General features: G+C 63.9%; 9 protein-coding genes and 3 pseudogenes. 5 read left to right on the top strand and 7 right to left on the bottom strand.

All coding sequences use genetic code 11. The annotated features are described in order from the left end of the window. Positions 1-78 precede the first annotated feature (78 nt). Both HUN07_RS04275 and HUN07_RS04270 read right to left on the bottom strand, forming a co-directional pair. A complete protein-coding gene (locus tag HUN07_RS04275; RefSeq protein WP_174908132.1) occupies positions 79-744 on the bottom strand; it encodes a hypothetical protein in 666 nt (221 codons plus the stop codon). Between the two features lie 238 nt (positions 745-982). Next, positions 983-1,195, bottom strand: a complete 213-nt coding sequence (locus HUN07_RS04270) for a hypothetical protein (protein WP_174908130.1) — start codon at positions 1,193-1,195, stop codon at positions 983-985. 716 nt (positions 1,196-1,911) lie between these two features. Between HUN07_RS04270 and HUN07_RS04265 the strand changes: the two are divergent. Further along, positions 1,912-2,061 (top strand): annotated as a pseudogene (locus HUN07_RS04265) (IS3 family transposase); the annotation flags it as partial. Positions 2,062-2,366: 305 nt separating this feature from the next. On the opposite strand, the gene HUN07_RS04260 reads toward HUN07_RS04265, so the two are convergent. Together HUN07_RS04260 and HUN07_RS04255 are read right to left on the bottom strand one after the other, a co-directional pair. Next, positions 2,367-2,870, bottom strand: a complete 504-nt coding sequence (locus HUN07_RS04260; RefSeq protein ID WP_174908126.1) for a DUF6301 family protein — start codon at positions 2,868-2,870, stop codon at positions 2,367-2,369. Positions 2,871-2,962: 92 nt separating this feature from the next. Next, on the bottom strand, positions 2,963-6,001 hold the full coding sequence (locus HUN07_RS04255; RefSeq protein WP_174908124.1) for a hypothetical protein: 3,039 nt from the start codon (positions 5,999-6,001) through the stop codon (positions 2,963-2,965). A 517-nt stretch (positions 6,002-6,518) separates the two neighbouring features. Between HUN07_RS04255 and HUN07_RS04250 the strand changes: the two are divergent. After that, a pseudogene (locus tag HUN07_RS04250) lies at positions 6,519-7,650 on the top strand (IS3 family transposase); the annotation flags it as partial. Positions 7,651-8,043: 393 nt separating this feature from the next. Here the strand turns inward: HUN07_RS04250 and HUN07_RS04245 are convergent. Then, complete coding sequence (locus tag HUN07_RS04245; RefSeq protein ID WP_174908122.1) at positions 8,044-8,823, bottom strand: peptidoglycan recognition protein family protein; 780 nt, start codon at positions 8,821-8,823, stop codon at positions 8,044-8,046. Positions 8,824-9,206: 383 nt separating this feature from the next. Between HUN07_RS04245 and HUN07_RS04240 the strand changes: the two are divergent. From HUN07_RS04240 to HUN07_RS04230, 3 genes and pseudogenes are all read left to right on the top strand, one after another. Continuing rightward, a pseudogene (locus HUN07_RS04240) lies at positions 9,207-10,576 on the top strand (IS3 family transposase). A gap of 144 nt (positions 10,577-10,720) precedes the next feature. Next, positions 10,721-10,915 (top strand): hypothetical protein, encoded by a 195-nt coding sequence (locus HUN07_RS04235; RefSeq protein WP_174908121.1) that lies wholly within the window; start codon positions 10,721-10,723, stop codon positions 10,913-10,915. A gap of 80 nt (positions 10,916-10,995) precedes the next feature. Beyond that, positions 10,996-11,556: an ImmA/IrrE family metallo-endopeptidase gene (locus tag HUN07_RS04230; protein WP_174908119.1), complete on the top strand. Its 561-nt coding sequence runs from the start codon at positions 10,996-10,998 to the stop codon at positions 11,554-11,556. 36 nt (positions 11,557-11,592) lie between these two features. Here the strand turns inward: HUN07_RS04230 and HUN07_RS04225 are convergent, their stop codons facing one another. Continuing rightward, the gene (locus HUN07_RS04225; RefSeq protein WP_174908117.1) at positions 11,593-12,336 is read right to left on the bottom strand and encodes a hypothetical protein; all 744 of its coding nucleotides are present in this window, start codon (positions 12,334-12,336) and stop codon (positions 11,593-11,595) included. A 14-nt stretch (positions 12,337-12,350) separates the two neighbouring features. Further along, positions 12,351-12,620, bottom strand: a complete 270-nt coding sequence (locus tag HUN07_RS04220) for a hypothetical protein (protein WP_174908115.1) — start codon at positions 12,618-12,620, stop codon at positions 12,351-12,353. Positions 12,621-12,690: the final 70 nt, after the last annotated feature.

Here is a 12,690-nt window from a genome sequence, read left to right as displayed (position 1 = left end):
GCTGACAGTCTCGAGGACATCGACGACGGTACTGAGCATTTCTCATCACCCCCTTTCGCTCGTGCGAGCGGGAGCGCTTCAGCGCACGTGACTCAGATAGGTTGCGATCCGCTCGCGCAACGGGTCGTTGGTGAAAGTCGCGCCGTCAGGGGCGGTCTTGATCACGTTGATGGTGGTGCTCCGGTCTATCTCCGGGCTCATACGCCCTACGGGCGTGCGAAATCGGGGCTGCACCAGCTTCGGGGCGTCCTGCCGGAGGTTCTGCGATGCGGAAGACAGGGTCTGCACCACGGTGCTGACCGTGCTGGTCAACGCGGTGGCCGCGCCCGCGGTGGCGGCTACGGCCGGGCCGGTGACGGCACCGACCATAGCCGTGATGGCAGCTTCGCCACCTGCGGAGACGATTTCGTCCCGCGTGCCTTTGTAGATGTTGTACCAGTTGTGCCACTGCAGGAAAGGGAAGAGCGAGCCGACCGGAGCCGTGGAGAGGAAGCCGCCGGCGTCGGTGGGACCGTGTTCGTCCTCCACTTCGCCACCGGAAGCGTAGGCCTTCACATTGACCATCGCCTTGGTCGGGCCCTTCAGCGCACTGCTGGCGATCGACGCCCACTGGAGGAAGGGAAGCAGGCGGCTGGGTCGTGAGACCGACAGTGCGCCATCGTCATAGCCGGTGCGGCGGCCTTCCCATTCGCCGTCGGCGAAACGCACGAACTGTGCGTCATCTCGTACATCTTCGAAAGACATTGTCGACCATCCATTTGGTTCCAGGCGGTGACCGCGGGTCGGTGCGCATTGAGCAGCGCGGCGAGCCGGTCGCAGTAACCGTCAGTTCGTTATTTGACGTTGTGGGCGAAGCGGATACGGTCGGCCAGTGCGCTCCCCCCACCCGCCCAGGACGGCGAAGCTGAAGCCGACGTGCTGTCGGCAAGCGTTCGAAGCGGCGAATTGGCAGGGCAGCAGGTGATTTCATCTGCGTGGTGGGCTACTTGTATCCGAGGATCCCCACACGGTTCGGGGTAGCGCGGATCTCCGCGACCAGCGCCCGAACGCCCATCGCGACCGACTGTTCCTCGGAGCGACCGGCAAAGAGGTTCCGCGGATTGGCAGGACCGACACTGGCCGGGTAGTCGACGCCGGGGCCGATCAGGTATTTGCTGCTGTCGAGCCGGCGCGTGATGCACGAGAGCATATTCACCCGGTCCGCCTCACACGCTCTCCGGTGCCGCTACACGTCAGAACAGTGATCACGCCATCGACCTTTCTGTGTTGCGGAACTCCCTGTGCGGGAATCCATTCGATGAGTTGGAGAAGTCCCGCCCCCGGAGTCGAGGGGAATGCTCCGGGGGCGGGACCATGACGCCCCTGCGCTGCGACGACGTCTGCGACCGCGGGCTACCCGCAGGAGACGGGCGCGCAAGGGGCGGGGCATGCGGAACGCTCTCAACCCGCTTTTCAACCAGATAGTTGTTCGGGGGCGAGCCGCATGGGCTGGGAGTGACGGGCTATCAGACCCGTCGAGATTGTTGCAATCGAGAGGTGAGAAACGTTGGAAGGAGTTCCGATTCGTTTCTTGCCTGTGGCTCAAGCCTACAACGGGGTGTGTGACAACCGGCCGGAAAACGACCAACAGTGCAGGTAAATAGTGGTTTGAACCACCCCGAGGTATCCGGAGGCTTCATTCCTTGGGAAGGATGGAGTCATGTCATCAGGGACGTCGACGAGGTACCCGCCTGAGCTGCGTGATCGGGCCATGCGGATGGTCGCCGAGATCCGCCACGGACACAGCTCGGGGTGGGCGGCAATCTAGTCCGTCGCAGGCAAGCTCGGGATAGGTAGTGCTCAGACGCTCCACAACTGGGCCCGCAAGGCGCAGGTCGATTCGGGGCAGCGCGCCGACGTGACCTCCGACGCTGCCGCCGGTGGGACACTCGGGACGAGTTGCGGTTAGCGATCGCCACTTGGATCGAGCGGACCTACAATCGGCGACGTCGTCAACGGGGGCTCGGGCGACTGACCCCGGTCGAATATGAGACCCTCAATCAGGCTCCACTCGCGGCATGAAACTACACACCCCGCGTGGCAGGTCAAGATGTCAACCAAACCGGGGGCAGTCCCATCAGCCCGGGGTGGGCGGAGCACACAGGTAGGCCGGACAGCGTGGCGTCGCGATACCTGCGTGTACACCTCCTCACAAATCAAGTGGCCCCAAACCCAGAGTTCCCCGTCGGGCCGATTGGCGATGTACTAGCCGCTCAGGCCAGCACGCGGGACTCACGAAAGATCGAGGCTAGTGCGAGCTGCGCAAGCTATCGATTTTCAGGAATGACAGCGAGTCGGGCCGGCCGCAGCCTCAACCGACCTCACGTCTACTCATCTTCGGCGCTCTGCTCGATTTCGTCGCACCATTGCTGGTACGCAGGACTGACCAGATACACCCTGACCGATGAGACGCCGATCTGGGCCGTAACCACCACGCCCGGAAGGTCCCAGCGCAGGCCGCGGGTCGGTTCGATCCACCAATCCGTGGGCCGCTGCCCGAGCAGTTCGAACATCCGCTGCACGAGTGCATCGAAAACTTCATCCAGCTCAGGCTTCAAGTCGCTCCGACCGAGAACCACATCACTGGCACGGAAGGAGATCTCATTGATCGCTCGCGACAAGTCGGTTGTCGATCTGTCCGCGACGGACACCCTCACATCCGGGCGATTGACTTCCAGATTGGTCACCGCTGCCGGCACCTGCTCATCGAGGCCGCTGAACTGCCAGCCGACCTGACCGCAGAACGGCGGCAGGTCATGGACGGTCCACGTCCAGTCGAACTCAGCGGCCGCGCGCACCGCCTGGGCAGCGCGTTCGATATCTGCTCGCATCTTTTACAGCTCTTTCTCGTAGTCAGAGTGGGTGGTTCGGTCGTGGCCGTCACGGCGGTCGTAGCCTCCCACATCACGACGGGGCCAAGTCCTCACAGGTAAGTCATGCCGCGGAGTCGTTCGTCGTCCGAGACGATCTGTCCGGGCGGCGGCGTGTGCTGCACGACGTTGACTGTCAATGATTCGTTTGCCGGTGTTCGAGGGGGCCGGAACCCGGGTAGCAGGGCAGGCACCGCAGGTACTGGAACAGCGAGTTGCCCGATCGCGGCGACATCGTGCAACCCTGCCTGGATCAGGCCACCGAGCCAGCTACCGGCCTGACCGAGCACACCGACCGGGAAGTTCCCCGCCCCCACGAAGGTGTTGGCCCGCGATAACGGCAGTGCGACCCCGCGCAGCCTAGGGCCAGGTCCATTACCGGTAGTTTGGCCGATAACCGTCTCGGCGGGGATACCATGCTCTGTCGGGATCTGCTCGGAGCCATAAACGATAGTCTTAATCATCCCATTGGGCTTGGTTTCGACCTTGATCAGCCGATAACCCACCCTGGAAGGGTCTTCGCTGTCAATGGCTGTCCACACCCCGTGATCGACAAGCCACTGCTTGAACTCGGGATCGTTTTTGGCGTCCTGCTTGAGTTTATGCCAGAGATACGGGTCGGTCATCTGCTGGGAAAGGATTTCGTCGCTACCGGGCCCGGCGGAGACGGTCGCCCCCTTGCCTGGCCGCGGGGTGCCTGGGTCACCGCCTTTTGCTTCGATCACCATGACTTCACCGTTCTTGACGGCGACGATGTCGTGGGTGCCCGAACCTCTGGGGCGGCGTTTCACTGTCCACCCGTCGGTTCGGAGCATCGCGATCGCCCCGGCTTCGCCGAGCAGTTCCTTGGCACGATCAACCACCGCCTTGGCACGCCACCATTCGTTGATTGCGTCATCCAGCGAGGCTTCCGGAGCGCCGAGATCAGCCAGCCTGTCCAGCTCGTCCCTCCTCGTTGCCAAGCTGGAGCTGGTGAGTTTGGCAAGGTCCGCTTTGTACCCGTTCCCGTTCCCGAGCCGCCAGATCTCGCCGAGAAATGTCTGCTGGTAGAGCCGTGTGCCGTGGAGGACGGCAAGAGCTACCATGATCGGTGGCCGGTGCTCTTCATCGATGTCATCGATACCCGATTCCAAGAGCTTGTATAGAACAGCCTGAAGGTTGAGGTCGGTCTTTGTGTCCGGGTTCTTCGCGAAGCCGGGCTTCATACCTGCTGGGTTTCCCTTATCCCACATCAGTCTATTTCCCAGCCAGTATTGTCCTTCCTCCGGAACCCGGTTCTGTCCCTCCTTCGTGCTGGGGAAACGGTTCTGGGTAGAAACCGTGTCCGGGTCATCAGCCGGGCTCGGGCGACTGGGTTCCGTGTCCGGGTCATCAGCCGGGCTCGGGCGACTGGGTCCCGTGTCCGGGTCATCAAACATGCTCGGGCGTCTGGGTCCCGTGTCCGGGTCATCAAACATGCTCGGGCGTCTGGGTACCGTGTCCGGGTCATCAAACGGGCTCGGGCGTCTGGGTACCGTGTCCGGGTCATCAAACGGGCTCAGGCGTCTGGGTACCGTGTCCGGGTCATCAAACGGGCTCGGGCGTCTGGGTACCGTGTCCGGGTCATCAAACGGGCTCGGGCGTCTGGGTACCGTGTCCGGGTCATCAAACGGGCTCGGGCGACTGGGTACCGTGTCCGGGTCATCAAACGGGCTCGGGCGTCTGGGTACCGTGTCCGGGTCATCAAACGGGCTCGGGCGACTGGGTACCGTGTCCGGGTCATCAAACGGGCTCGGGCGACTGGGTACCGTGTCCGGGTCATCAAACGGGCTCGGGCGTCTGGGTACCGTGTCCGGGTCATCAAACGGGCTCGGGCGACTGGGTCCCGGTTCGAGCAAGGGGGGAGGTTGAACGCCCTCGTCGCCGTCGACCCTGGGCGGAATCCACGGCTGTGGCTGTCCAATCTCTGGAAGCGAGTTCGGGTCGACAGGCTTGACGCCATCGTCCTGGGGTTTGCCGTGCGGGCTGCCCGGGAGCACCCCGGTCTCCCACATGTAATAAGTAAGTCCGACCGCGACGACTAGACCGAGGGTTGCGGTCACCGCCGCGCCAGGCCCCGTGGGGGCTCCTGCCCCAGCACCTGCCGCAGCCCCGGCCGCCGCGCTTTCGGCGAGGGCTGCCCCCAGCGTCGTCGTTCCGGTAGCGACCCCGATTCCGAGGCCGGCCAGACCCGCGGACGGGTCCACCGTCGACGCCGATCCACCCTCGCCAATCGTGTTGCCAGAGCTGTCGATCGTGAACAGGTACTCACCGGCAGAGTTCAGTACTGCCCATCGTGGGGCATCGTTGTCATCGGCCAGACGTAGCCGGAGCGCGGGATCACCCTCGCCCTTCGCTAGCAGCGGCGTGCCGTTGGAGCCATAGTTGATGTCGACCGACGAACCATCGGCAAGCGGAACCTGTTGAGTCCTGCCCCAATAGGTCGGCTCCTGTCCGGGAACCACCACATTCCAGTCGGTGGTGGGCACGCCATCCGGGCCGATCGTTGTCTCACCCTCGAATTTCGTTCCGGGAGGCGTCATTTCAAGCATAAGTTGACCCAATGCGCCCACGCCCGGTGGGGGTGGATTCAGTCCTCCGCTGCCTGGTTTGTCAGCGGTCACGCCTGAAGGGAGCAACAATGACTCAAGGTCTTTGGGCACCGTGGTCTTTGGGAGGTCCTCGGCGGAGTATGTCGATCTCTCTGGTACCAACGGTGCTGCTGCCGGATTTCCGGGATAAGTGGCGATGCCCAGTTCCCCGGTCGGGTCGTAAGGATTCACCATCTTTGGAGGCTCGGGAAGCGGCTCCCCGTCGGGCCCTATGCCAATCATGGCGTAGGGACTGACGTTCGTGGACTTGCCAGGGCTGGGAGGCTGCTGCTCCTCCTCGGTAGGAGGGGCCGGGGTGGCGGGGGAAGTCGGCCGATCGACCAGCGGGTAGGGGTTGTCGATGAAGGCGGGCTTGTCGGGCTCGGGCGCAGTCTGCGGATTGACCACGGCGACGGGGCCGATGAAGGGCTCGGGCGCGGTCTTTTTAGTTGGTGGGGGACGTTTGTGACCTTCGGTTGCCATGGGTGTACCTCGGTGTTTCATGAAAGAGGCCGCACCCCAGGGTGGGGAGCGGCCGAAAAGTGGGCGGAAGGGAAAGCGCGGTACCCGACCGAAGGGGTATCTACCGGTGCGGAGTCGATGGGACGTCGGTCATGTGGACCGCGGTGTGCTCAAAGGGGTGAAATGGGTTGGCAGCCAGGGCCTTTTCCTAAACACGGAAGGGCCGGCAACGAAGAGTGGACATGAAATAGCCCAAGCAGCCTGCGTCGGAAACACTTTCCTGGGCAATGTGATTCATGACCAGTCGATGTGTTCTCGAACCTCGATCGGTCACTACGGACCACCTCACACCGAGGGCATCAGCCCATCGGGTGTTGTGTGACAGTCCTACGGAAAGCGACCAACAGTGCAGGTAGAGCACTATTTCAGTGAACGTGCTGCGGCAGGCCGCGCGGCCGGTCTGTGCGCAGCGGGGGCCCCGGGTTTGGTTGACTTCGGACTGGTGAGGATGCGTCCTCGCCTGGAAGGATCACCAACCATGCCGAAGCGCTACCCCGAGGAGTTTGGTCGCGACGTCGTCGCGGTGGCCCGCAAAGGCCAGGCGCCGCCGGCTCGGATCGCGAAGGACTTCGCGATCTCCGAAGCGACCTTGCACAACTGGCTGAAGAAAGCCGATATCGAGGACGGTGTCCGCCCGGGTGTGACGGTGCAGGAGTCCGAAGAGCTGCGCCAACTGCGCAACCGCAACAGGCTCCCCGAGCAGGAGAACGAGATCCTGCGGCGGGCGGCGGCGTTCTTCGCCCGCGAGTTGCCCCCAAAATGACGTACCCGCTGGTCCTTGACCTTGCCGCGGACGGTGTCCCCGTCGCGGTGGCCTGCCGGGTGCTCGGCTTCTCCACACAAGCGTTCTACAAGCGGCGCGCCGATCCGGTCTCGCAGCGAACTGGGACGACGCCCATCTGATCAACGCAGCCCTCGATATCCAGACCCACGATCCGGCGTTCGGGCACCGGTTCATCGCGAACGAGCTGCCCCATTACGACATCACCGCCGGCGAGAACCGCGTCCATCGGCTGCGCTCCCTGCAGCGGATCTGGTCCGCGTTCGCCAAGAAACCCGGCCGAGGCCGCAGGTCGGGGCCGCCGGTGCACGACGACCCGGTCGCCCGCGACTTCACTGCGACGAAGCCGAATATGTTGTGGCTGAACGACATTACCGAGCATCGCACCGCTGAAGGCAAGCTCTACCTGTGTGCGATCAAGGATTGCTACTCCAACAAGATCGTCGGCTACTTCGATGGACGCACGCATGACCTCTGACCTCGCCGTGTCCGCCCTGCGCAACGCCATCGCCCTCCGTAGTCCGGACAACCGGACCGTGGTGCGCTCCGACCGGTTGAACTCGCCCAGTACACGTCGGTTGCGTTCACCGAGCGGCTCGTCGAGGCCGGCGTCGACACCTCGGTCGGGACCACCGGGGACAGCTACGACAATGCCCTCACGGAGACGATCAACGGCCTCTACAAGACCGAGTTGATCACGCCGAGGCGCCTTTGGCGGACCGTTGACCAGGTCGAAGTCGCCACTCTCGAATGGGTCGACTGGTTCAACCACCGTCGACTCTACGAGCACTGCGGCGACCTGCCGCCAGCCGAGTTCGAGGCCCTCCACCACCGCAATCACCGAACTCAGCCTGCGGCTGGGCTTCCCAGGAGTTACTGGTTCCGGAGACATGAGGGTTCTCGCCGTTCTTTGCGCGAAAACGCGACCGCACACCAAATCACCGAACTCCGAAGTGACGGCGATCATGCGGCGGAGCTTCCAACGGGATCGATCCGGAACAAAATCCTCCAGCAAGGAGGCGGATTCGAGAGAGGAATAGTCCCGCCCCGGGGTATGAGCCGGCCCGAGTGCGGGACCTGGGCGCCCCGGGCGGCGGCGTCTGCGCCCGTGGACTTGCACGGGAGACGGGCACGCAACGAGGCGGGCCTGAGCGGACGCCAGGCCCAGCTGCTGTTCAGCGGAGCTTTGGGCGGTGTCGCGCGGGGCCCGGCGCGTTGGGGGTTAGGGGGCGGGCGGGATGAAGCGGCTTTCGAACTTATCCAACCGACCGATGACGTCAGCGAGGGCGTCGACCAGGGTGTGGCCGCCGAGCTGCGGCCAGCCGGCGTACTGGCCCCGGTCACGTTGGTCCAGGCCGCACAGCTGTTCGCGGATGTCCTTGACATCGCTGCTGATCGGGCCGCAGAACTTGATGATGAAGTCCTGGAGCTGGGTGACTTCTGAGGCGCTCATCGGCGCGTCCTTTCTCTCGAGGAAGGCCGCTACGTCGCGGCGGAATTCGTCCATGTCGATGCCGGCGGGGTCGATCTTTCCCTCTCGGCTGTACTCCCGGTGGGCTACGCAGTCATCGGCGGTGCGGCCGATGCGGCCCAGAATGGCGGCGCAGCCGCGTTTGTAAGCGTCGAGCTGGGCTGGGGTCCAGTCGGTTCCGTCGCCGCGGGAGACGGCTTCGATGCCGATCACGTGGTAGTTGGCGTTGTCGGTGGGCCAGCCAGGCCAGGAGCCGCGACCGGCGTGCCAGCAGACGCCCGCGGCGATGACGCGGAAGGTGCCGTCACGTTCCAGCACCAGCTGGGCGAGGGGGCCGTCCAGGTCGGGGCGGCCGTACTGGACGATGCGCCAGTCCTCGGTGCCGCCGCCGGCGGTGTGGTGGCACAGCACGCCGCGCAGGTCGCGGAAGTCGCCGTGGCCCCGGTCACGCCAGCCTTCGTGCTCGATCACCCGCAGGCCGGCCGCGCGCAGCACGTCGGCCAGCCAGATCGGGTCTCCGGTCCAAGACATCGGGTATTTCCTTTGCTGTATGTATTCGCTTGCAGGGACATTCGGTGGCCCTGCAAGCACTGAAGGTGTGGAGAGGGCGTGACTCCGCGTGCCGGCAAGGAAAGTGGCACCGACTCGGTGGAGGGCGAGCCAAGGAAGCGAATGATGTTGGCAAACAACGGCACAAACATCGTATGACGACAATGACATCGAAATATGGCGCTATACAACAGATCTGCATCCACACCAATCCGACGGCCCGAGCCTATCAGCGGGTCCGTGACGAATCCGGGGATACTGGCCAACACCGCAGGCAAATAGCCATTTCCAGAGTGCGGGAACCGCCGTCACACTGAACCGTCTCGGGTTTGATGCCGCTTCCATTCTTGTGAAGGATGCAGAACATGCCCAAGTGTTACCCCGCCGAGCAACGTGAGCGAGCCGTCAAGATGGTCCAGGGCCACCTCGACGAGTACCAATCCCTGCACGCCTCCTGCCAGGCCATCGGACCGAAGCTCGGTATCGGTCCGGAGTCGCTGCGGACCTGGACCAAGCAGGCCCAGATTGACACTGCCGAGCGTCCCGGTGCCACGTCAGCAGCGCAGCAGCGAATCAAGGAACTCGAACGCGAGAACCGAGATCTCAAGGAAGCCAACGAGATCCTGAGATCGGCGTCGATCTTCTTCGCGAGGGAACTCGTCCCCCGCAAGCGGGAGGTATCCCCACCTCGCCGCCGCGGGGGCACCTCCCTGCACCGCAGGTGCTTGGGGGCATCTGCCAGTTCATCGACGAAATGCGTGCACAGAACTGCAGGGTCGAGTCGATCTGCGCAGTGCTCACCGAGCGCGGCGTCAAGGTCGCCCCACGCACGTACCGGAACTGGAAAACCGCGCAACCGTCGGAGCGAACGGTGACCGACGCGCACCTGACGAACGCACTACTGCGCACCGCCGACACCGCCGAAGGACGCTACGGGCGCCGCAAGATGACCGCCTACCTGCGACGCAATGGACACCAGGTCGCCGCCTGCACCGTCGACCGACTGATGAGCGACGAGGGCCTGTCCGGCATCGTCCGCGGCCGCCGGCACCGCACCACAATCCGAGGCGGCAAGAACAGTCGCCGGGCTCCGGACCTGCTCGATCGGGACTTCACCGCCGAGGCGCCGAACCGGAAATGTCACTGACTTCACCTACTGCCGGACGTGGGCCGGGTTCGTGTACGTGGCGTTCGTGATCGACGGGGCCCCTACCTGCACGAAGTGCTTGGGGGCGTTCTCCCGCGCCATTGTCCGCTGGCATGCGGCGAGCGTGATGGACACTGCGATGGTCACGACTGCGTTGAAGATGGCATTGTGGCGTCGGGACCATGGTGGCCATGCCGTTGCCGACGGGCTTATCCATCCTCCCCAAGCACTTCGTGCAGGGCGGTCCCCCCAGCGATGCCGGTAGTCAATACACCTCAATTTCGCTTGCGGAAACCCTTGCGCTGGAAGGAATTGTGGCGTCGATCGGCCGTGACGGCGATGCTTACGACAATGCGTCGGCGGAGTCGACTATCGGGTTGTTCAAGACCGAGGCGGTCTCCAAGGGCAGCCCGTTCCTGGCGGGGCCGCTCAAGACGATCGACGATATCGAGTTCGCCACGATGGGTGGATCGACTGGTTCAACACGCGCCGCCTGCACAGCACCCTTGGTTACATCACGCCCGATGAATTCGAGGGATCTACTACGCTCAACAATCGGCCCTCCAACCGGAGTTGTCGCCAGCATAGGAGCGGCAACAAACCCGGACGGTTCACACCGCCCCGATCGCAGGGGACGGACGAGCCTTGGCCGGATCCGTCAACCTGCGACCCGGCTGCAGGGCAACCCGGCCCGTGCTAACGCCGCAGGGATGATCGGTAGACTCGCCGCTTATGACATACGAGTTGGACCCGCAGACCCCCGACGAGTTCGATGGTGAAATCACCTCGACCTCGGATTCGGGACTGGAGGGTACGGCCGGCTACCACGGGCGATCAAACGGCATCCCCCGAAGGGTCGGTGATCTGTCCGACCTGAACGAGGAGGACAAGCGCCTGTACGACGAGTTCCTGGCCGCTCTCAGGTAACGGCGGCAACATACGCACGGATCTGGCAACCCATGAGGTCTCCATAGATCCAATTTCGAACGGGGGGGGTGTCAGCAACAATGGCCAGCCGCAGCGGCAACAAACGGTACGACGCGCGGGTCCAGGCGGCGAAACTTGACGTTACCATAGGCAATGTCGGCTTCGCAGCACCGATCGTCATCTGGCAACCCACGTTCCGGGCGATACTGGTCACCGCGGACCTGACCACAGTGGATCGTCGAGAAGCACTCGCCCACGCGCTCGCGCACGCGCAACTCGAGCACTCGAAGACAGTCCGAAAAGCACGTGCCGGCCGCGAATCTCGTCAGAGCGTGGAACTCCGCGTTTACGAGCTGGCGTGTCGCAACCTGATTCCTATCGCGGATCTCAGAGAGGCGCTCGCGCGTTATACCAGCGTCGACGACGTTGCCGGCTGGCTCCAGGTGAATCCCGATACGGTGCGCTATCGACTCCAGTACCTGTCGCGCACGGAACGGCGAGTGCTGACCCCGGACATCGTGAATCGTCTCGACTGGTATGCAGACGCGAAATACCCGCTGCCGGTCAGCTGCATCTGGACCGACTCCGCGCCGCTGCCGGCATACCGGAAGCTGCCCGAGATCCTCAGACAATTTCGGTAGTCCCAACTACAGACGTTCCCTGAACACTGTTGTGACTCAGGCTGATCGGCGATAGACCCCCTGTGGCAGCGCACAGAGTTCGATCACGTCGCCCAGACGGTACACGGTGTCGTTTCCTACCACATGGCCAGTCAGCTTGCCTCGACGGGCCCACTGCCTGATCCGCTCGGCGGAGATGCGGTCACCGGAGCTGTCGGACACCAGCCGCGCGAGTTGAGCCGCGGTACCCATGATTTCGTAGGCCTGGTCCAACATTTTACGGCGGCGACGCCGCACCGCGACGACGGTCCCGCAGCCCTCGCATCGGACGAGGTCGGCATCGGACTGGGCGGAGAGCCCCCGGCCGCACTCACAGTTGCCAACACCGACACGAGATTCCGGGCGGTCGATCGTGCGGTATCCCAACCGAGTAGCCCTGGACAATGCGGCATCCAAACCGACGAGAGCATCCGAGTCATCGGGAATCCGGGGCAGGTGACGGATGAGGAACTGGCACTGCTCTATGGCGGTGACCGGAGCACGCTGCGCGATGGCGGCCGAGACCTTCGCGGCATAAGTGGTCAGCACCCCCGCGATGTCTCGGCGCGCTTTCGCGGCACCGCTATTGAACGGCAGGACCTGCTCAGCTCTCGTCGTGCGCACGTACCCCAGCGAACCCGCGGAGGTGATGGCGTCTGTGCGACTGAGAGTGATATCGAGCTCCGCCAACAGCGTTGGGACGGCCTCGAGGGCCGCCATGACAGCGGCGCGAGGCTCGGAGGTGAGATGTTCGGTGTACATATGACCTTCTTTGACTAGGCGATCAGATCCAGCGCCGCCGCGGGTTGCTGCGGGTTGTATCGGACATACACGACTCCTGCGCGCACCTCCGACTCGAAGCCCGGACCGAACGCGGCAGCCATTCCGGTACGGAGACGATGTTTGGTGGAGTGCGGGTATCGCGTCGGCCACGGATACATGGCCCACCGCCCAGGACGACTGCGCAACTCTTCGGCAAACTGCCGGTTCTCGCGTTCACGGGCACGGGTCTGCGGAGGAGGCAGCTGGACAGGGTCGGTGGACATGAGATTCCTTCCGGATGCACAGCGCAAGTCGGGGATCACCGATGCAACCTGGACGGGCACCAACCCTCGC

Origin of the sequence: Rhodococcus sp. W8901 (assembly GCF_013348805.1) — a bacterium.
Lineage (GTDB): Bacteria > Actinomycetota > Actinomycetes > Mycobacteriales > Mycobacteriaceae > Prescottella.
This window is presented reverse-complemented; position numbering and strand designations above follow the sequence as displayed.